At 70.9% G+C, this 19,742-nt stretch carries 17 protein-coding genes; 10 read left to right on the forward strand and 7 right to left on the reverse strand.

Annotated elements, in window-relative coordinates; genetic code table 11:
- The first annotated feature begins 47 nt into the window (after positions 1–47).
- The 3 genes from OG787_RS02920 (at position 48) to OG787_RS02930 (ending at position 2,312) form a co-directional block, all read left to right on the forward strand.
- Entirely contained in the window at positions 48–461 is a 414-nt protein-coding gene (locus OG787_RS02920; protein WP_369031129.1) for a molybdopterin-binding protein, read from the forward strand.
- Between the two features lie 61 nt (positions 462–522).
- Positions 523–1,641: a serine hydrolase domain-containing protein gene (locus OG787_RS02925; RefSeq protein WP_405534200.1), complete on the forward strand. Its 1,119-nt coding sequence runs from the start codon at positions 523–525 to the stop codon at positions 1,639–1,641.
- A gap of 17 nt (positions 1,642–1,658) precedes the next feature.
- Positions 1,659–2,312, forward strand: coding sequence for a nucleoside/nucleotide kinase family protein (locus OG787_RS02930; protein ID WP_405534201.1), 654 nt, complete (start codon positions 1,659–1,661; stop codon positions 2,310–2,312).
- A gap of 54 nt (positions 2,313–2,366) precedes the next feature.
- Here OG787_RS02930 and OG787_RS02935 read toward each other — a convergent pair whose 3' ends face one another.
- The 6 genes from OG787_RS02935 to OG787_RS02960 all read right to left on the reverse strand — a co-directional run bounded on the left by OG787_RS02935 (position 2,367) and on the right by OG787_RS02960 (position 10,638).
- Positions 2,367–4,205 (reverse strand): hypothetical protein, encoded by a 1,839-nt coding sequence (locus OG787_RS02935; RefSeq protein WP_405534202.1) that lies wholly within the window; start codon positions 4,203–4,205, stop codon positions 2,367–2,369.
- Positions 4,206–4,255: 50 nt separating this feature from the next.
- Positions 4,256–5,974, reverse strand: coding sequence for a hypothetical protein (locus OG787_RS02940; RefSeq protein WP_405534203.1), 1,719 nt, complete (start codon positions 5,972–5,974; stop codon positions 4,256–4,258).
- Positions 5,975–5,976: 2 nt separating this feature from the next.
- On the reverse strand, positions 5,977–6,879 hold the full coding sequence (locus OG787_RS02945) for a carbohydrate ABC transporter permease (RefSeq protein WP_405534204.1): 903 nt from the start codon (positions 6,877–6,879) through the stop codon (positions 5,977–5,979).
- The gene (locus OG787_RS02950) at positions 6,876–7,787 is read right to left on the reverse strand and encodes a carbohydrate ABC transporter permease (RefSeq protein ID WP_369031123.1); all 912 of its coding nucleotides are present in this window, start codon (positions 7,785–7,787) and stop codon (positions 6,876–6,878) included. The genes OG787_RS02945 and OG787_RS02950 overlap by 4 nt, the downstream gene beginning before the upstream one ends.
- 116 nt (positions 7,788–7,903) lie before the next feature.
- Positions 7,904–9,232, reverse strand: coding sequence for an extracellular solute-binding protein (locus OG787_RS02955; protein ID WP_369031122.1), 1,329 nt, complete (start codon positions 9,230–9,232; stop codon positions 7,904–7,906).
- A gap of 275 nt (positions 9,233–9,507) precedes the next feature.
- Positions 9,508–10,638: an ROK family transcriptional regulator gene (locus tag OG787_RS02960; protein ID WP_369031121.1), complete on the reverse strand. Its 1,131-nt coding sequence runs from the start codon at positions 10,636–10,638 to the stop codon at positions 9,508–9,510.
- Positions 10,639–10,978: 340 nt separating this feature from the next.
- On the opposite strand from OG787_RS02960, the gene OG787_RS02965 reads away from it, so the two are divergent.
- From OG787_RS02965 to OG787_RS02985, 5 genes are all read left to right on the forward strand, one after another.
- Positions 10,979–11,878 carry an N-acetylglucosamine kinase gene (locus OG787_RS02965; protein WP_405534205.1) on the forward strand — a complete coding sequence of 300 codons (900 nt, stop codon included), beginning with the start codon at positions 10,979–10,981 and terminating at the stop codon, positions 11,876–11,878.
- Between the two features lie 196 nt (positions 11,879–12,074).
- Positions 12,075–14,036 (forward strand): phosphatase PAP2 family protein, encoded by a 1,962-nt coding sequence (locus OG787_RS02970; protein ID WP_405534206.1) that lies wholly within the window; start codon positions 12,075–12,077, stop codon positions 14,034–14,036.
- A 98-nt stretch (positions 14,037–14,134) separates the two neighbouring features.
- Positions 14,135–15,865, forward strand: coding sequence for an ArnT family glycosyltransferase (locus OG787_RS02975; protein WP_405534207.1), 1,731 nt, complete (start codon positions 14,135–14,137; stop codon positions 15,863–15,865).
- A 47-nt stretch (positions 15,866–15,912) separates the two neighbouring features.
- Positions 15,913–16,836: a MurR/RpiR family transcriptional regulator gene (locus tag OG787_RS02980; RefSeq protein WP_369031117.1), complete on the forward strand. Its 924-nt coding sequence runs from the start codon at positions 15,913–15,915 to the stop codon at positions 16,834–16,836.
- A 271-nt stretch (positions 16,837–17,107) separates the two neighbouring features.
- Entirely contained in the window at positions 17,108–17,497 is a 390-nt protein-coding gene (locus tag OG787_RS02985) for a hypothetical protein (RefSeq protein WP_369031116.1), read from the forward strand.
- A gap of 15 nt (positions 17,498–17,512) precedes the next feature.
- Here OG787_RS02985 and OG787_RS02990 read toward each other — a convergent pair whose 3' ends face one another.
- Entirely contained in the window at positions 17,513–18,178 is a 666-nt protein-coding gene (locus OG787_RS02990) for a peptidoglycan-binding protein (RefSeq protein ID WP_405534208.1), read from the reverse strand.
- A gap of 263 nt (positions 18,179–18,441) precedes the next feature.
- On the opposite strand from OG787_RS02990, the gene OG787_RS02995 reads away from it, so the two are divergent.
- Both OG787_RS02995 and OG787_RS03000 read left to right on the forward strand, forming a co-directional pair.
- Entirely contained in the window at positions 18,442–19,131 is a 690-nt protein-coding gene (locus OG787_RS02995) for a TetR family transcriptional regulator (protein ID WP_405540392.1), read from the forward strand.
- A gap of 141 nt (positions 19,132–19,272) precedes the next feature.
- Positions 19,273–19,653 carry a Zn-ribbon domain-containing OB-fold protein gene (locus OG787_RS03000; RefSeq protein WP_369031114.1) on the forward strand — a complete coding sequence of 127 codons (381 nt, stop codon included), beginning with the start codon at positions 19,273–19,275 and terminating at the stop codon, positions 19,651–19,653.
- Positions 19,654–19,742 lie beyond the last annotated feature (89 nt).

The raw sequence follows: 19,742 nt of genomic DNA on the forward strand, positions 1-19,742 counted from the left end.
CTGTTGCTCATTTTGCGAGACAGAGGAACGAGCTTAGGTTGGCGCGTATGCAGTCCTACACCATTGGTCAGGCCGCCCGTCTGCTGGGCGTGAGCCCCGACACCGCGAGGCGGTGGGCCGACGCGGGGCGGGTGAAGACCCACCGTGACGAGGGCGGGCGGCGGCTGATCGACGGACGGGATCTGGCCGCGTTCTCGACCGAGTTGGCGAGCGCGAACTCCGGCGCGGGCAGCGGCTCCGGCGAGGAGGAGCCGTCGTACACCTCGGCCCGTAACGCCTTCCCCGGCATCGTCACGGCCGTGAAGCTCGGCGATGTGGCGGCTCAGGTCGAGATCCAGGCGGGCCCCCACCGACTGGTGTCGCTGCTGACCCGGGAGGCCGTGGAGGAACTCGGCCTCGAAGTCGGCGTGGAGGCCACGGCCCGCGTGAAGTCGACGAACGTACATATCGACCGCACCTGATCCGGGGCACGCGACGCAATATTCGGTGGCCGTGTCCGCGGGGCCTGGCTACGGTCGCCGCATGGTGGAGACTTCCGGCACGTGCACCGACCAGTTCGCCTCCGTGCGCGAGGCGCTGGCCGCATCGCTCGACGACAAGGACGTGGGCGCGTCCGTCGCGGTGTACCTGGACGGCGAGCCGGTGGTCGACCTGTGGGGCGGCCACCTCGACGAGGCCCGTACCGTCCCGTGGGAGCGCGACACCCTCACCAACACCTGGTCCACGACCAAGACGATGACGGCCCTGTGCGCCCTGGTCCTCGCCGACCGGGGCGAACTCGACCTGGACGCGCCGGTCGCCCGGTACTGGCCCGAGTTCGCCGCGAACGGCAAGGACGACGTCCTGGTCCGGCATCTGCTGGGCCATACGGCGGGCCTGCCCACCTGGGACGAGCCGATGACGCTCGACGACCTCTACGACTGGCCGACCGCCACCTCCCGGCTCGCCGCCCAGGCCCCGGCCTGGAAGCCCGGCACCGAGGGCGGCTACCACGCCGTCACCTACGGCCACCTGGTCGGCGAGGTGATCCGCCGGGTCACCGGCCGCACCCCGGGTGTGTTCTTCGCCGAGGAGATCGCCGGGCCGCTGGGCGCCGACTTCCACATCGGGCTGCCCGCCGAGCACGACCACCGGGTCGCGCCCGTGATCGCCCCGCCCGAGCGGGTCCTCGACCCGAACGCGGCTCTGCCGCGCGACCGCCCGGGCAACCCCCACCTCCCGCCCGCCACCGGCAACACCGAGGCCTGGCGGCGCGCCGAGATCCCCGCCGCGAACGGCCACGGCAACGCCCGCTCGGTCGCCGCCGTCCAGTCGGTCCTGTCCTGCGGCGGCACCGCACGGGGCGTACGGCTGCTGTCGGAGGCGGGCTGTGAGCGTGTCCTGGAGGAGCAGTTCCGCGGCACGGACAACACCCTGGGTGTGCCCATGCGCTGGGGCATGGGGTACGGCCTGCACAGCGGCCAACTCCCCAACCCCCGCACGTGTTTCTGGGGCGGCTGGGGCGGCTCGATGGTCCTGGTCGACATGGACGCGCGCCTGACCGTGGCGTACGTCATGAACCGGATGCTCGACCCGGAAGGCCTCGGCGACGACCGGGCGTTCATGATCCTGGCGGCGGCCTACGAAGGGCTGTCCGTGTAGGTGAGAGACTCGGCCGCGTGGAACGACCTCCCTCCTCCCCCACGTTCGACGAGCTCCTCGGCCGGGCCCGGGCGCTGGTCAGGGACGACCGGCGTGCCGTGCTCGGTATCGCCGGGAGCCCCGGCGCGGGCAAGACGACGCTCGCCGAGCGGCTCGTCCGGGCTCTGAACGGCGACGGCGCGCCCTGGGTCGCCCATGTGCCGATGGACGGATTCCATCTCGCCGACATCGAGTTGGACCGCCTGGGTCTGCGCGACCGCAAGGGCGCGCCGGACACCTTCGACTCGGCGGGGTACGCCGCGCTGCTGCAACGACTGCGTACCGAGGGCGAGGACGGCATCGTCTACGCCCCGGGGTTCGAACGGGTCCTGGAGCAGCCGATCGCGGGCGCGATCCCAGTCCCGCCGACCGCCCGCCTGATCGTGACGGAGGGCAACTACCTACTCCTGTGGCCCCGGGTCCGCTCGCAACTGGACGAGGTGTGGTTCTGCAAGCTGGACGAACAGGAGCGCCTGCGCCGCCTCATCGCCCGACACGAGGAGTTCGGCAAGACCCACGAGGAGGCGGTGGCGTGGGTCCTGCGCTCGGACCAGCCCAACGCGGACCTGGTAGCGGCAACCCGGGACCGAGCCGACCTGATGGTGAAGACAGGCGGGACCACACCCACCTAGGGGCGCGGGGAACTGCGCGACCAGCCCCCACGGACCCGCAGCCGAAAACGGTGGTCAGCAGCCCGACACAGTCAACTCCGGCTCACCGTGGGCATCGCCCACCGCCTCACCAATGACCGCCGTGAACGCCTCGGTGCGCACCAGCAAACCTTCCGGGCTCGCCTCAAAGACAGGCTCGAACCCGCGACCCCCGTCGCCGTACCGCACGGCGAAGACGGTCAGCCCCTCCGGCGCGCCCGGCACCGGGTCAGCCTCCAGCGCCGTGGAGCTGACCAGATACCGCCACCCCTCGTCGGGGTTGCCGTAGCCGCGCGGGTCGGCGGCAAGCGCGAAGGCCGCCTGTTCCTGGGTCACCTCGCTGCGGGCGTCGAAGTGGTCGACGCCCTCCGGCCCAGGGTGGGTCAGACGCAGGGGACCGGCAGCGGCCACACCGCCGGGTTCGGCCGTACGGCGAACCCGGTCCCCGTCATCCGTGGCGTACGGCAGGCCCACAAGCAAGTACGGCGTGCCGTCGAGCTGTTCGACGGCGACCGTGACCCACAGGGTCGTGCCGTCCGTGACGTACAGGGACCGCACATGGCGCAGGACGTGGTCGCGGCCGACGACCGGCTTGGTGACCAGCTTGGCCGCGAGGCCGTCGGTGCGGACGTCCCGTACCCGGACCTCGCCCATCGGGCGGCAGAGCAGGAAGCCGTCCACGACCGGGCCGAAGCCGTGCTGGCGGTTCACCGCCGCCGGGAGGTAGTACATGCCCGCCGCCTCGACCAGTGACGGGGTCATCTTGCTGTCGAAGGCCACCGACACCGTGCCGGCGCGGAGTTGGTGGCGCAGGGGTGCGGTCGAGGGGGTGCGGTGCCAGGGGGTGGTGTCCTGGATCTGCCAGACCAGCATCCACGCGAAGTGGCCGTCGATCCCGCCGTCCGGCTTGGCCGCGTGGCGGGCCCAGCGGCTGTCGCCCCGGTAGCGGCCGAGGTCGGCGCCGATGCGGTGGCCGAAGTAGCGCAGGCCGAGGACCGATTCGAAGGCGGAGTGCTGTTCGCTGTAGCGGGGGCCGCCGTTGTCGTAACCGCCGTTCGTCAGACGGGCGTCGATGTAGCGGGCCAGTGTCTCGCCGTCCTCCGCGAAGATCTCCTCGCCGCTGATCCGGTGGGCCTGGGCGAGGAAGGAGAGGGAGATCGGGCCGTAGTTGTTGTCGTAGGCGCCGCCGTGCTCGGGCGGCAGGGCCACGCCCCGGTCGCTCACCCGGTGGGCGCGGATCTTGTCGACGTACAGCGAGATCGCGCGCGACCTGACCGACTGCCCTTCCTCGGAAGGGAGATGGGGAGCCAGCATCAGGCCGCCCACCACACAGCCGATGGCCTGGTTGCCTGCCTCCTGCGGGTTGAAGAAGGTCGCCTCGGTCAGCCAGCGCCAGTAGCCGCGCGCCAACTCGACCAGTTCCGCGCGCTGTTCGTCGGCGACGAGCCCCTCGGCCGCGTCCAGGACGTTGACGGCCTGGAGCAGCGCCCACACCGTGCTCGGCCAGTCGCCGATGGGGTGCGCGCCGGACTCCAGTACGTAACGGGCGTACGGGAGACCGGAGTTGCGGATCCGCAGGTTGGGGTAGCCGGGGTTGTCCTCGGTGTAGACGCGCTCGCGGAGGTGGAAGGCGAGGCTGCGGGCCACCGCTTCCGGCAGCCGCGGGTCCTTGCCGCGCTGCCAGGCCAGGGCCAGCAGCGAGGTGACGCCGAGGGAGGTGTCGCCGATGTCGTCGGTGGCGGCGGGGTGTTCGAGGTTGCCGTCGCGGGTGAGGCGAGTGAGCGCCTCACCCACGACGGCGGTCAGGACGGCGTCGTAGTCCGCCGGAGCCGCCGGCAGATCGTGCAACGCCCCTCGCTGGTGCGGGAGATGCAATGCCCTCAGTCCTTCATGACGTGGTTCGTCGGAGTCACAAAGTCACGGAGTCACACGACGAGTGCGGGCCGGTGGGCGCGCAGTGCGACGGTCACAGTGTGCGGGCCGAGTCCGCCGATGTAGACGCGATTCCCGGTCGTCGCGTCGGTGCCACCCACCACGGTGTAGTCCTGGCCCGGGTCGTAGCGCAGTACGTCGCTCCGGTCCGGCCCGGCGAGGGGTTCACCTGCCTGGAGGTTGGCCTCGACGCGGATCTCGTCGTCCCCGACCCGGTAGGTCATGGGCCCGCTCGTCAGGCACCAGCGTCCGTCGCCGATCGGTACGGCGCCCTCCGGCACACCGCCCGGCCGGAAGGTCAGTTCGAGGGACCAGGGCACCGGCGGTCCGCTGATGTCGATGCGCAGGTCGGCGCCGTCCTCCCGCAGTTTCACCTCGACGCGGGTCGTGTGGGAGACCTCGTCCTGAGGGCGGTCCGGGAAGGCCATCGAGGCGGAGAAGCGTCCGTCGTCCACCAGCCGGTAGACGCCGTCGTCCCGCCTGTCGTCCTTCGGGAGCGGCTGGTAGTAGGCGGCCGTGAGGGTCTGGGTGAGCCGGTAGCTGTTGTCGGCGGGCTGTTCCATGTCTGCGGCGCGGAAGGGGCCCAGGTCGAAGAAGCCGCGCGAGAGACGGACCGCGTCGAGGACGGCGTCGCCGGCGAACAGGCGCAGGAAGGTGGGGTTGCAGGCGAGGCCCGAGCGGATGCGCCGGTGTTCGGGCACGTCGGAGCCGCCGTACACCACCGTGTGCGCGGTGGCCGAGACGCGGGTGGCGAGGCGTGCGGTCGTGAGGTACCGGTCGCGCGGAAGTGCCTCCTCGGCCGGGGCCGGCAGGGCGCGGCACAGGTCCGGGGTGAGGAGGGTCTCGGCGAGCAGGTCGGGGTCGTCGATGCCGTCGGCGGCCGCCAGCCGCGCCACCCGGGCGAAGTCGCCCCGGCCGGTGCGGATCGCGAGCAGGCGGTAGTGCGGCAGGTAGGGCGCCAGCGGGAACGGGCCCTTCTGGTCCTGGCGGCGCGAGTGGACGGTCTCCACCGTGCCGTCCGGCCTGATCAGGTCCAGGGTGGTGGCGAGGTTGCGTTCGACGGCGTACAGCAGGTCGGCGCGGCCGAGGACCTCGGCCAGCAGGAGCAGCGACGGGTTGGAGACGTGGGCCGCGTAGTTGGCGCTGCGTTCCGAGTACAGGCCGTCGGCGTCGATGTCGATGCCCTCGGCGAGCCACTCCTCGACGCGGTCGAGCAGGCGGTCGTCCGGGAACGACCGGTGCAGCCGGGCCAGCGCCGCGGACAGCTCCCAGCGGTGGTTCGGGGTGTGCACCCCGCCGGTGAGGAGGCTGCCGGTGGCGGCGCCTGCGATCTCGGCGAGCGCGGCTGTGACATCGCTCAGTTCGGGCCCGGCGCCGGCGGCGAGGACGTGTGCGTCGCACACGTCGTTGACGGTGAAGCCGGAGTCCGGCGGCGACTGCACGTTGTCGCCGCCGGCGAAGAGGCCGGTGTCTGTCTGCGTGGCCCGCAGGGCACGCAGGTGGGTGATCGCGGCGGCGACGGCCTGTCCGCTGGCGTGCAGTGCCGAGTCCGGGGACCGGTAGGCCGCGATCAGGGTCTTCACCCGCCGCGCCAGACCACGGTGCGGCACACCGGCGGGTTCCTCGTCGGGGCGGGCCGCCAGCGGGGCGGCCTGCCGGTCGGCGGCGTGGGCCGCCGCACGGACGAACTCGTGGTCGAGCGGGACGTACAAGGTCAGTCCTTCAGGCCGGCGTTGATGTCGGCGTTCATGACGTACTTCTGGAACACCAGGAAGACGACGATCAGCGGGATCATGGAGATGACCGAACCGCCGAGCAGCACCGACCAGTTGATGTTCTGCGCCCCGACGAGGCTCTGGATGCCGATCTGCACGGTGAACTTCTCGGGGTCGTTCAGCATCAGCAGCGGCCAGATGTAGTCGTTCCACCGCCACTGGAACGACAGGATGGCGAGCGTCAGCGCGATGGGCCGGGAGAGCGGCACCATGATCCGCAGGAAGATCGACAGCTCCTTCGCGCCGTCGATGCGGGCGGCCTCGATGAGCTCGTCAGGGACCGTCAGGAAGAACTGGCGGAACATGAAGCACCCGGTCGCGGTGAGCAGAGCCGGGAGGATGATGCCGGTGAGCGAGTTGTAGAAGCCGAGGTCGCGGACCACCAGGAACAGCGGGGCGAGCATGACCTCGGCCGGCAGCATCGTGGTGGCCAGGATGCAGAGGAAGATGGCCTTGAGCCATTTGTTGTCGTACTTGGCCAGCGCGTACCCGGTGCAGCAGCTGACTCCCACCGTGAGGATCGTCGCGATCACACACACGAGGGTCGTGTTGATGAAGTACTGGGCGAAGTTGGCGCTTGCCCACGCTTCCTTGTAACCCGACACGGTGGGGTTGTGCGGGAACACCGTCAGCGGAAGGGAGAACAGGTCTCCCGCCGGCTTGAAGGAGCTGAGGACGAACCACAGCACCGGAATCCCGTAGAGGCCTGCCAGGAACCACAGCAGAGTCGTCGGGGCGATCGCGCGCCGAAGCCCGCCGGTTGCCGAGCCACGGCGCCTCTTCTTGGAGACGGCCCGTACGGAGTCGGCGTCGACCTTGCGCGGAATGTCTGTGGTTGTCATCGGTTCTCCACCCGCCGGTTGACCATCATCTGGATGATCGCGACGCCCATCAGGATGAGCATGAGCACGAACGACGCGGCGCTCGCGTAGCCGATCTGGCCCGCCTTGAACCCCGTCTGGTAGATGTACTGGACAAGCAGGTTGTTCGACGTTCCGGGTCCGCCGTTGTTGAGGGAGGCGAACACCGCGTATTCCTTCATCGCGTGGATCGTGTTGAGCAGGATGACGATGAAGGAGGTGGGCGCGATGCTCGGCAGTGTGATGCTGATGAACTGGCGCCACGGACCGGCGCCGTCGAGCGAGGCCGCCTCGTAGTACGACGTCGGTACGTTCTTGATCGCCGCGATGAACAGCAGCATGGAGAAGCCCGTCCAGGCCCAGGCCGCCGCCACCACGACCACGATCAGTGACAGGTCCGCGTTCGACTGCCACGGAACGGCGCTTCCGCCGACCTTCTCGATGAGGTAGTTGACCAGTCCGAAGTTCTCACCGAACAGCCATCGCCACAGGACACCCACGATGATGGGCGACAGCAGCCACGGGATGAAGAAGAAGAGACGGGCGACCGACGCGCCCTTGGCGTGCTTGCTCACCACCACGTTGGCGACGAGCAGCGACAACACGAAGTTCAGCGGAACGAAGAGCACGGTGTACAGCAGCGTGCGGGTCGTCGCGTCGTAGAAGGTCGAGTCCCCGAGCAGCTTCTGGTAGTTGTCCAGTCCGACGAACTGGAACGACCCGATGCCCGTGTAGTTCGTGAAGGAGTAAACGAGCCCGATCACCGCCGGCCAGACGAAGAACAGCGCGAAGAGCACGACATTGGCCGCGATGAGGACGAGCGGCGCAAGGGTGTACTTACTGCGGCTCCTGGGCGGGCTCACGGACACGTCCGAGGCTCGTTTTGTCATCTTCCTGACTCCGTGCTGGTGGATGGGATTGCGGTGGGCTCACGCCATGAGCCCGGCATCACGCGGACGTCCAGGTCCGGGCGGCGGTGGCTCGCACCGCCGCCCGGACCTGGGGCCTACGATGCGCCGCCGACCTGCTGGTTGTAGCCGGCCACGATGTTCTCCAGGGCCTTGTCGGCCGACTGCTCGCCGTTGACCGCCTTGCCGATCTCAGCCTTGGTCGGGTCGTCGGTGAGGCTCTTGCCCTTCAGCACCCAGTTCGTCTGGGCGGAGTTGAAGTAGCCGGAGATCGGGGCGTAGAGCGGGATCGACTCGTTGTAGAGCTTGAACGCCGCCTGTGCCGCCTCGGACTTGAAGGGGTACGTCGGGTTCAGACCGCTCTCGACCGGCAGGAAGCCGGACGCCTCGCACAGCACCTTGTAGTTGGCCGGCTCGTACAGCCAGGACAGGAAGTCCTGCGCGGCCTTGGCCGCGTCGGCGTTGTTGTTGAAGCCCACCGTCATGCCGCCGCTGTTGACGTCGCTGGCCTGCACCGGCTCGGCGGGGGTCGGCACGCTCGCCCAGTCGAACTTCGTGATGCTCTCCGCGAAGGCGGGCACCTGCCACACGCCGGACCAGTAGGCGACGACGTCACCGCTCTGGAACATGGCCGACGGGTCGGCGCCGCTGGTCCACACCGACTTCGGGATGGTCTTGTCGTCGTTCCAGCCGACGAAGGTGTTCACGGCCTTCTTGGTCGCGTCGTCCACCGAGAACTTGCCGGAGGAGTCCGCGTGGACGCCCTCCCCGCCGAACTCGTAGATCATGGCGCGCAGCCGGGACGCCGACTGGTCGAACGTCAGGGAGTACTTGGCCTTGGTCTTCTCCCGGACCTCGTTCGCCGCCTTGATGAAGTCGGTCCAGGTCCAGGTCTTCGAGGGCGAGGTCGGGTAGGAGACGCCGGCCTTGTCGAAGAGCGACTTGTTGATGAACATGCCGGACGCGGTGACGTCCGAGGGGATGGACAGCACCTTCCCGGACGAGTCCTTGGCGACGAAGTTGGCGTTGATCTTGTTGGTCTTGTTGTTGGCGATGGAGCTGAGGTCGATCAGCTTGTTCGACCAGATCGGGTCCAGCGCCGGCACGGCCGCCACGTCGGGCAGCGAGTTCGCCTGCGCGGAGTTGCGCAGCTTCGTCGAGTAGCCGTCGTAGGGGATGTTGACGAGCTTGACCTTGACGCCGGTTTCCTTCTCGTACGCCGCCACCGACTTCTTCCAGCCCGCGTCCTGCCCCGGAACCGTGGAGATCCAGAACGTCAGCGACTTGGAAGTACCGCCCGAGTCGCCTCCCCCGCCGCAGGCGGAGAGCAGCAGGGCACCTGCCGAGGCAGCGGCAGCGAGGGGAACCAGGCGGCGCATACCGCCGCGGCCGAGTCGGCGGGAACGCCGCACACCCACAGTGGTCATCTTCGATCCCTTTTTTTCGGTAGGGGCAGAGCACGGCGCCGACCGAGGCGGCACTGGTGCATTTTGCAGGAAGGTTGCTTTCCGGGGGGGCGCAGCCTCGCCCGGCCGCGTCGTCCACGCGGGGCGGGATCCCCGGCCTGCTGGCCGTCACCGCACGGGCACGCCCTCGTGCGGTTGCCGTACGTCGAGTACGGGCGGGAGGCTCGCCCCAAGCCGGCGTCCCGGCCGACTTAGAAAGCGCTTGTCCGGACATTGGCAGACCGAGTCCGAAACCGTCAATGCTTCGTCCGCGCCGCCTCGGTCACGGTTTGGACTCCCCTGACGACCGCGAGCCGCGCAGCGCCCACCACCGTGCCGAGATCACCGACCTGGCTGCTGACCACCTCGGTGGGCCAGCTCAGCCGCTCGAGCTCGGCCCGCACACCGGGCAGGAGCTGCGGAAACGAGCCGGTGCTGCCGCCCAGGACGAGCAGCCCGGGGTCCAGTACGGCGGTCACCGCGGCGGCCAGCCGACCCACGTCCACCGCGTGCCGGTCGACGATCGCGCGGGCCGTGGCGGCGCCCTCCCCGGCCAGCGAAAACAGCCGATCGACCGTACGAGGGCACGAAACGTCGGATTCCGGCCAGACCTCGGCGGCCCGGCGCAGCAGGGAGCGGGCGCCGATGTACTCCTCCAGGGCCTCGTGGCGGGGCTCCAGGTCGTCGTCCCAGGGATAGGGCAGCCGGGCGAGCTCTCCGGCCGCCCCGTTGGCCCCGGCCAGCACATGGCCCCCCACGACGATGCCGAGACCGATACCGACACCGATCCGCAGATAGCCGAAGGTGTGCCGGCCGCGCGCCGCGCCCTCGTGCAGTTCGGCGAGCGCGGCGCAGTTGACGTTGTTCTCCAGGTGGACGGGCACCCCGGGCGGCAGCGCCACGGCCACCGCGTCGAAGACGGGTCCCGCCTTGGCGGTCGCCGGACGTACGGTGCCCTCTTCGGCGCGCGCGGTGACATCACCGACGGCCACGACGATGGTGCGCAGCGGAGCGTCGGCGGGGAGCGCGGACAGCGCTTCGCGCACCACGTCGGCGGCCTCCTCGCGGGAGCCCGTGGCCTCGGCGAGCAGGGTGCCGTCCAGGGCGCAGCCGCGCGCCCGGGTCAGGGCGGGGCCGAGGTCGACGGCGAGTACGGAACCGGCCGCGGGACCGAGTCCGTACACGGCGGCGGAACGGCCCGTACCGCCGGACGCGATGCCCGAGTGGGCGGCGAGCCCGGCGCTCTCCAGCTCCGCCACGGCGGAGGACACGGTCGGCTTCGACAGGCGCGCCAGACTCGCGAGCTGGGGCCGGGTGGCCGTGCCCGCCCCGGCCAGCACGGCGAACACCGCGCTCGCGCTCTCGGTCAGGCGGGGGGCCTTCGCCACGTCGTGTTCCACAGTCTCCCCAAGGTCGAAGGCCGCGCTCCCCCAGCAGCTCGATGTCGTGGGATGCGGCGATGGGACGCCCTGGTACCGCGGTTTCCCGCCGTGTTCCGGCCCGTTCGGACCACCGTCGCGGCCGAGTGCGCGATACCTCTTGACACGCACTGTACTTCGTTAGTTAACTTCCTAACGAATGTCACGGTACTCGCCTGCCGTGTCCGCGAAGAGGCCTGTCCCGGGGCCTCCTTAGCTCTTCCGCAGCTCTTCTGCACGTCAGGTTTTCCCTGCTCCAGACACGGTTCGCCCACCGTCGCAGCCACCGCGCAACGACGAAAGAGGATCCGTGCAGGACTCCGCGCCCATCGCCGTCGGTATCGACGTGGGCGGTACCAAGACCCACCTCCGCGCCGACGCGGGGAGCGTCACCGTCGCCGATCATGTGCGTTCGAGCAGCGGTTGGCGGCCACACGACCCCGTGGCCGCCGCCGACTGGCTGTGCGCCGTGGTCGGCGAGGCGCTGCCCGCGGGCACCCTCCCCTCCTCGGTCGCCGTGGGCGGTCACGCCTGTGAGACGCCCCGGCAGTGCGAGGAGATCCGCTCCGTCCTCCAGGAACGTCTCGGCGTGCCGTGTCTGGTGGTCGGCGACGCCGAACTGCTGGTCCCCGCGGCGGGACTGGACAAGGGGGTCGGCCTGGTCGCCGGCACCGGCTCGGTGGCCGTCGGGCGGCGTTCCGACGGCACTCTCGTCCAGGTCGGCGGCTGGGGTGCCGTGCTCGGCGACGAAGGCGGGGCCGCCGGTCTCGTGCGCGAGGCGGCGCGGGCCGTCTGGGCCGCCCACGACCGGGGCGAGTCACCCGACGCACTCGCCGCGGGGCTCATTTCGGCCTTCGGAGTGAGTGAAGTGCCCGCGCTGGGCGCCGCGTTGGAGAGCGCCACGGATGTCTCGGCCGAGTGGGGCCGGCACTCCCCCGTGGTGTTCGAGGCGGCGGAGAGGGGTTCCCTGATCGCCGAAGAGGTGATCGCGGAGGGCGGCAGGTCGCTCGCGTCGCTCGTCGTGCGGCTCGCCGGACGCGGGGTCCCCGTCGCCGACGTGGTGGTCTCGGGCGGTACGGTGCTCGCCCAACCCGCCCTGCACGACGCGCTGTTGGCGTCCCTTGCCATACTCGTCCCCGGTGCGCGGCTGCGACCGTTGCGGGTGGCGCCGGTGACGGGTGCCGTGGCGCTGGCCCGTTCACTCGTATGACACGTTCCGGCCATTGAGCAATCCCCGGCCGGACATCGCCCGACCGTAGATCTTCACCCGTACGACTCACCCTCATCACAGGCCACCTGTGGCCGGCACGTCTCATGTGCTCGTCCCATGTGCTCGTCGAGGCGCAGTCACCCGCACCACCTTCCCTCCTGGCCGCACGGCCGAAGAACTCCAGAGAGGCACGCGCATGCCGTCTTCAGACGGACTCCACACCACCGCGTCGTCGGTCCGGCCCGCCCTGAACCGGCGGAGCATCCTCAAGACCTCCCTGGCCGCGTCGGCCGGTCTGGTCGTGGCCCCGACCGTGCTCACCTGGGCGAGCGTCGAGGAGGCAAGCGCCGCGACCGCCGCCTCCTCGGTCGAGGCGAGGTCCGCGACGACCGCCGCCGCGTTCGTCGACGACTACACGACCAACATCGTCGCCAACCAGACGCCCGAGACCAACGCGGTGATCCGGATCCTCGGCGGCTTCGCCAAGGTGTGGAAGACCGGCGCCGCCTGGAACACGGGTACGCCGTTGATGGCCGACGTGCTGCGCGCCAACGTGCGCTACTGCGCCCGCCTCACCGGTGCGCGCACCGAGGCGCAGGCGAGGGAGGCGTTCGTCTACGACCGTCAGCACCAGAGCTACGCGATGATCGCCGCCCTCGGCCCGCTGGCCGACCTGTACAAGGCGGGCGCCAAGGCGGTCACGTCGATCACGACGGCGCCGGACACGACGCCCGCGACCACGATCAGCGACTCCGTCCCGGCGGGCGCCCCGGCCGGATCCGCGCTCGGTGCGGGCTCGTACACCTCGGACCTCGGTCAGGTGGCGAAGCTGGTCGACACCGTGCGCGGTCCGTTCGCCTCCGGCAACCCGGCCAAGTTCGCCTTCCAGTACCCGCGTCCGTGGCGCATGAACGAGGACAGCGAGGTCGTCCCCACCGGTGCGACCGACGCGCTCGGTTTCCCGGTGTACGAGTCCGACGTGGTCGTCGTCACGCAGCTGCTGCGGCAGCGCGGCACCAACCCGGCCGAGGACGGCGGCTTCCCCAGCGGCCACACCAACGCCTTCCACCTGGCGGCGCTGGCGTTCGCGTACGCGGTCCCGGAGCGCTTCCAGGAGATCGTGACGCGCGCCTTCGAGCTGAGCCACACCCGGATCATGTCGGGCATGCACTCCCCCGTCGACGTCCTGGGCGGGCGGATCATGGCCACCGCCCTGGCCGCCGCCGCCCTCGCCGACCCGGCCAACGCGAGCCTGAAGGCCGCGGCGCGCTCCCAGGCCCTCGCCTACTTCCAGGCGCAGACCGGCACGACGGCGGACACCCTGTACGCCTACGCGCACTCGGGCACCGACGCGTACGCCGACCGGGACGCCAACGCGCGTACGGTCGAGCCGAAGCTGACGTACATACTCAACCGCAGGGGCCGCGACCAGGCGCTGACCGTGCCCAAGGGCGCGGAGGTGCTGCTCGAGACGCGTCAGCCGTACCTGGACGCGGCGCAGCGGCGCGCGGTGCTGCGCACGACCGCGCTGCCCGCCGGGTATGTCCTGCTCGACGGCGCCGAGCAGTGGGGCCGGCTCAACCTGTTCGCCGCGGCGGACGGTTACGGCTCCTTCGAGTCCGACGTGACCGTGGCGCTGGACGCGGCGGCGGGCGGTTTCGGCGCGGCCGACGCCTGGCGCAACGACATCGACGGCCGGGGCGGACTGACCAAGACGGGCACCGGCACGCTCACGCTGACCGGGCACAACAGCTACACGGGCGGCACGGTCATCGAGGAGGGCACGCTGGTCTCCTCCTCGGCCCACGGTCTTGGCCACGGTGACGTCCAGGTGCGGGGCGGCACGCTGCGGGTGACGGAGCCGGTCCAGCTGCACGGCACGTACTACCAGAAGTCGGCGACGCTCGCGGTGACACTGCGCGCGGGCCGCCGCAAGGAGGTCGTGACGGTGACGCGCCGGGTGATCCTGGAGAAGGGCAGCGTCCTGTCGCTGACCCTCGACTCCGAGAAGCCGCCGGCCGTGGGCAGCGTCGTCTCCGTGATCGAAGCCCCGGTGGTGCGGGGGCAGTTCGACCGTATCGAGGTCGACTCGGACACCGTCCGCGCCGTCCCCGTCTACACCTCGGAGGGTCTGTCGGTACGACTCCTGAAGCGGTAATGCACGCTGCGGGGCGGGAGCTGATGCGAGAGTAGGGCCATGGCCCGGCTCCGGATCACTCCCGCCGCCGCGCGGTCGGCGTCGCCGCGAGGCGGACGATGACGCGCGACCGGCACACGCTTCTCGCCCCGTCCGCCGTCGAGGCCCCGGTAGAGCTGCTCCCCGGCGCCGCTCCCTCGCCCCCGACCGGACGCGCGCGACTGCTCGCCCTTCTGAGACACCACCGGCGCCTGCTGATCCCGCTCGCCGTCGCCGTCCTGCTGCTCCAGATGGCCGTCGCGATGCTCACCACGGCCGTCGAGCAGACGCCCACCATCGACGAGCCCGTGTACGTCGGCACGGCGGCCGTCTACCTCCACGAGCACAGCCTGCGCCTCAACCCCGAGCATCCGCCGCTGGGCAAGCTGATCGTCGCCGCCGGAGTGGCCGCGGCCGGCCCGCACTTCGACCGGCACTTCGAGGGCAACCAGGGCCAGGTGGGCCGCCATCTGCTCTACGAGTCCGGCAACGACCCCTGGCGGCTGATGCTGTGGGCACGCCTGCCGGTGATCGTACTGACGCTGCTCTTCGGTCTTGTGGTGTTCGCCTTCGGCAGTGAACTCGCCGGTGCGGTCGGCGGGTTGGGGGCGCTCGCCCTGTACGCGTTCTCGCCGGACGTCGTCGCGCACGGCTCGCTGGCCACGCTCGACGTACCGGCGGCCGGGTTCGTGCTGACGTCGGTGTGGCTGCTGTGGCGGGCGCGGCGACGGCCCCGGCTGTGTCTCCCGCTCGCCGGGGCGGCGCTCGGAGCGGCCGTCGCCACGAAGATGAACACCCTCGCCGCGGTCCCGGTACTGCTCCTGCTGGCCGGTCTGTCGGTGTGGCACGCCCGGCGGACCTCGGCTCCGGGGGCTCGCAGGAAGCTGCTCGTGCGTGCTCTCGCGGGCGCGGCCCTGGTGGCGCTGGTCGCGGTGGCCGTCGTATGGGCGTCGCATCTCGTCGTCGATCCCCGGCTGCGCTGGACGCCGACCGCGGGCCAGGTCCCGGTGGTGCACGGGCTGCGGGGGCAGCTGGCCGGGCTGCTGCCCTTCCCGGAGGCCTACCGCGACGGGATGCGGATGCAGTTCGGCCTGGAGAACGCGCACTGGGAAGGCTTTCTCTTCGGGCGGCACTACGAGGGTTCCCTCTGGTACTACCTGCCGGCCGCACTCCTGGTGAAGACCCCGCTGGGCATGCTGGCGCTGTGGGCCGCGGGAACGGTCGCGTTTGTGACGTCCCATCAACTCCGGCCGGTGGCACCCTACTTGCTGCTCCCGACGGCCGTGCTGCTGGCCGCCGCCATGGAGGGGGAGCGGAACTTCGGGGTGCGGTACGCCATCTTCGTGCCGATGTTCGGTGCGCTGGCGGCGATCGGGGTGCTCGCGCTGCGGCGACGCTGGGTTCCGTTCGTCGCGGCGGGGCTGCTGGTGTTCGTGGCGGTCAGTTCGCTGCGGACGTTCCCGTTCTATCTGCCGTACGCCAACGAGGCGTTCGGGGGTGCGGCGAAGACGCACGAGCGGCTGCACGACTCCAACGTCGACTGGGGCCAGGACCTCGGGCGGCTCGCGGACCGGCTGCGGAACCGGTACGCGGGCCAGCACGTCTGGCTCGTCTACAAGGGCAGCGGGGTGCCGTCGTACTACGGGATCCACGCGTCCGATCCGCGCCGTCAGCCCGAACGGAAGGTGCGCGGACTGCTGGTGGTGTCGGACTCGTCGATCGCCAAGGCGACGGGCCGGCTGGCGGTGCTGATCCACACCAGCCACGAGGTCGACGAGGTCGGCCACTCGATCACGATCTTCCGCCGGTGAACGGTGAGCTATGTTGAGTCGCTGTGGGAGACGAACGAGGCTCATCGGTGCCATCGCCGCAGCAGGCACGCGCCCAGGCGTCCGCGATCACCTCGGGGAAGACCGCCCCTGAGGCGGAGGCGGCGCCGGCCTCCCGGCTGCGGGAGCTGTTCGACGGGCCCCGGCTCTCCCCCGGACAGCGGCGCATCGCGCAGTATCTGATCGAGCACATCACCGAGGCCGCGTTCCTGTCGATCACGGACCTCGCGGACCGGGTGGGCGTGAGCCAGCCGTCCGTGACCCGGTTCGCGGCGGCCGTCGGCTTCAGCGGCTACCCCGCGCTGCGCGAGCGGCTCCAGGCGATCGCGCTCAGCACCCTCGCGAGCGCGCCGGGCACGGCGGAGGAGAACCGGAGCAACGAACTCCAGGCGGCCGTGGACGCCGAGATCGCCAACCTGGAGAACCTGCGGCGGGACTTCGCCGACCCGGACCGGGTGATCGAGGTCGGCCGCAGCCTGTCGCGCTCGACCCCGCTGACCGTGCTCGGGCTGCGTATCTCCGGGTCGCTGGCCGAGTACTTCGCCTACGCCGCCCGCCGTATCCACCCCGACGTCCGCCTGGTGACCCGGGGCGGCAGTGTCGCCTACGACGCGCTTCTCCAGTCGCGGGAGGCCGGGGGCACCTGGGTGCTGGCCTTCTCGATGCCCCGGCACGCGCAGGAGACGCTCACCGCGGTGCAGGTGGCCCGGCGGGCGGGGCTGCGGGTGGCCCTGATCACCGACCTGGCACTCGGCCCGCTGGCCGACGAGGCCGACATCACCTTCGCCACCGGCACGGGCTCACGGCTGGTCTTCGACTCGTACGCCGGGCCCGCGGTGCTGTCGGCCGCGCTGCTCCAGGCCATGACGGACGCCGATCCGGAGCGGACGCAGGGGCGCCTGGAGGAGTACGAACAGAGCGCCGACCTGCACCAGTTCTTCCTCCGGGACTGAGACCGCTCCCCTCTCATCCACGCAGACCAACATATGGGCGTATGGGCGTTCATCCCGTTTTGTGCATGAATTTTTTCATACTTCTTGCAAACCGGACGGCATATATAAATACTGCTCACGGACCCGCTGCCGCCGTCTCCTACCCGCGTCGGCGCCTCGGGTGTCCGGACGGGTGTCGCCTGCGCGTACGCCCGTTGCGGCCCCGGCCATCCCCTAGGCCGGGGCCGCTGAACACCGTCGCCACCCTGTCGACGCCGCACTCCCGGAAGCGATGACCATGCCTCTGACCTCCACGATCGCCACGCGGACCGGCCCGGACTGGCCGTGTCAGGTCAAGATCCCCGGCAGCTACGACTGGGAGCGCTCGGCGGTCAAATGGCTGCGCGAGCTGGTGCCGACGCGCTACGCGGGCTACCCGACGCTGATCCGCCACCCCGTCCTGCTGGCCCGCCACGCGCACATCCAGGTCCAGCACGAGATCCGGATCGCCCGCACCGCCCTCCAGACGGCCCGCGCCGACCTGCCCGGCCTCGGCCTGAGCGAGTCGGTCATCGAGCACACGATCAAGATGTACGCCGCCGAGGTGCTCCAGCTCCAGCACATCGCCCGCAGCATCCGCGAGGTCACCCAGGCCCTGGTCGACACCCACGCCGCCCGCTGAGGGCCCCGAGGGCGCTCAGGACGCCGTACGGGACTCCAGATCCTTGCGGGTGTCGTCGCCATAGACGCCGGTCTCGTCGCCGCGGATGCCGTACCAGAGCTGGAAGCGGGCCACGGCCTCGGCGAGGGCGGTGTCGTAATTGCCGCTCGTGGCGCCGTCGGTGTAGACGTCCGGGATGCGCAGCAGGCGTTCCTGGAGGTCGGTCACCTCGGGGCCGCTGTCCCCTTCCTTGAGGAAGCCGGGGCCGTCCGGGGCGGCCGGCGCCGACGCGCTGGGGGCCGTCGAGGGAGTGGCGGAAGAGGCCGGTCCGGCCTCCTCGCCCTGGGCGTTGCCCGGGAGCAGCAGGGCCGAGCCGAAGCCGACCAGGGCCGCGGCGCCGACGGCGACCACGACGGCGACGCGGCGCAGGTTCGGCCCGAACCCGAAGCCGGTCCCGGCCTGTTCCCTCCGTTGGGCACGTCTGCGCGGGACGACCGGGGGCAGTTCCTGCGTGGCGTCCTCGGCGCCGGGCGCCGGGGCGGGCAGGGTCACGGCCTCATAGCCCTCAGGCACGGCGGCCATCGCCTCGTCGTGCTCCCGCATGAGCTGCGCCAGCGCCTCGGTACGGCGCCGGCGCAGGACGCGCGTCGGCTCCAGGGTCCGGCGGCGTTCCGGCCGGCCCGGTGCGGGCGGTGTCGACACTCTGCTCCCCTTCCCTGCGTACGGACTGCGGCACGGATTTCTGTCCGTTCCGCACAAGAACCGCGAACGGCGATGCCGTCGGCTCCGTGGAGTGATACGCGGTCGGGGGCCGCCGGGTTCAGCGCGACGGGCGGGGGTTGGCGGAGGTTGCGGGAAACGCGGCGTCGGCCGCGCATCCGGGGCACTCAGTTCCCCGTACGCAGCGCACTGAGTGCCATCGGCCTCGCTCTGATGCTAGTTTCCCGTCCATGACCAAACCGCCCATGCGGGACGCCCTGGTCGCGGCGGCCTTCCAGCTGTTCCTGGAGCGGGGCTACGAGCAGACCACCGTGGACGAGATCGTGGCCCTCGCCGGGGTCGGGCGCCGGTCGTTCTTCCGCTACTTCCCCTCCAAGGAGGACGTGGTCTTCCCGGACCACGAGCGGTGCCTGGCCGACATGACGGCGTACCTCGCCGAGAGCCCCGAGGACGCGGAACCGGTCGGGCGGGTGTGCGCCGCCGCCCGCATGGTGCTGCTCATGTACGCCGAGAACCCGGCCTTCTCCGTCCAGCGCTACCGCCTCACCAAGAAGGTTCCCGGGCTGCGCGCGTCCGAGCTGTCGGTGGTCTGGCGGTACGAGCGGGCCCTGGCCGCGTATCTGCGCGAGCGGTTCGCCGGCCGGCCCGACGGGATGCTGCGGGCCGATGTGATCGCGGCGGCCGTCGTCGCGGCCCACAACAACGCGCTGCGCTCCTGGCTGCGTTCGGACGGGGAGGGCGACGCGACCACGGCCGTCGACCATGCCCTGGACTACGTGAAGGCGGCCTTCGGCACCCCGCCCCAGGGCTCCGGCGGGAACGAGCCCGAAGCCGGGGCCGAGGACGTGGTGGTCCTCGTCTCGCGGCGCGGCGCACCGATGTGGCGGGTCGTCCAGGAGATCGAGTCCGCGCTCACCGAACAGCCCGAGAATTGAGGGTACGCAGTGCCTTTACGCATGACACTGAGTGCCATACGCTGAGGTCGTGCACGGTGGCACGGCGAACCGCGCACTTCGGATTCAGGCCGAGCGCAGGGAGATGACACCGTGTACCACTCACTAGGCGCCACTCGTCCGATGGCCGTCGGTTCCGCCACGGGCCTGCTCGATGCCCCGGCCGACACGAACACCCTGGTCTTCCAGCGCTGCGGCTGGTGCGCCACCGCGATGTACCACCGGCTGCTGTGCCCGGTCTGCGCGGGCAGCGACCTGCGTACGGAGCGCAGTGAGGGCACGGGCACGGTCCGGCACGCCACGGTGGTCCACCGGAACACGCCTGCCGCGCGCAATGTGTCGCTGGTCGAGATGGCCGAGGGCTTCGTCGTACGCGGCCGGGTGATGGGTCCGGCCGCCGGTATCCACAGCGGGGACCGGGTCCGGCTGGCCACCGCGAAGGACCCGGTGCGCGGCGAGCCGGTGTTCCAGCTCCTCGACGAGCCGTACCGCGCCTGGATCTGACGTTCCGGCCGACGGCCTGACGGTCCGTCAACTCCCTTTCCTCCTTCTCCACTTCCCCACAGGCAACCCACAGGTCCCTGATCCCGTCC

It is taken from the genome of Streptomyces sp. NBC_00075, assembly GCF_045041225.1.
Classification (GTDB): Bacteria; Actinomycetota; Actinomycetes; order Streptomycetales; family Streptomycetaceae; genus Streptomyces; species Streptomyces adonidis.

Excerpts from the sequence above, each read along its gene's own strand:
- OG787_RS02985 (WP_369031116.1), top strand. The coding sequence starts at position 17,108 with ATGACCATGCCTCTGACCTCCACGATCGCCACGCGGACCGGCCCGGAC.
- OG787_RS02925 (WP_405534200.1), top strand. The coding sequence starts at position 523 with ATGGTGGAGACTTCCGGCACGTGCACCGACCAGTTCGCCTCCGTGCGC.
- OG787_RS02995 (WP_405540392.1), top strand. The coding sequence starts at position 18,442 with ATGCGGGACGCCCTGGTCGCGGCGGCCTTCCAGCTGTTCCTGGAGCGG.
- OG787_RS02950 (WP_369031123.1), bottom strand. The coding sequence starts at position 7,787 with ATGACAAAACGAGCCTCGGACGTGTCCGTGAGCCCGCCCAGGAGCCGC.
- OG787_RS03000 (WP_369031114.1), top strand. The coding sequence starts at position 19,273 with ATGGCCGTCGGTTCCGCCACGGGCCTGCTCGATGCCCCGGCCGACACG.
- OG787_RS02920 (WP_369031129.1), top strand. The coding sequence starts at position 48 with ATGCAGTCCTACACCATTGGTCAGGCCGCCCGTCTGCTGGGCGTGAGC.
- OG787_RS02975 (WP_405534207.1), top strand. The coding sequence starts at position 14,135 with ATGACGCGCGACCGGCACACGCTTCTCGCCCCGTCCGCCGTCGAGGCC.
- OG787_RS02970 (WP_405534206.1), top strand. The coding sequence starts at position 12,075 with ATGCCGTCTTCAGACGGACTCCACACCACCGCGTCGTCGGTCCGGCCC.
- OG787_RS02955 (WP_369031122.1), bottom strand. The coding sequence starts at position 9,232 with ATGACCACTGTGGGTGTGCGGCGTTCCCGCCGACTCGGCCGCGGCGGT.
- OG787_RS02945 (WP_405534204.1), bottom strand. The coding sequence starts at position 6,879 with ATGACAACCACAGACATTCCGCGCAAGGTCGACGCCGACTCCGTACGG.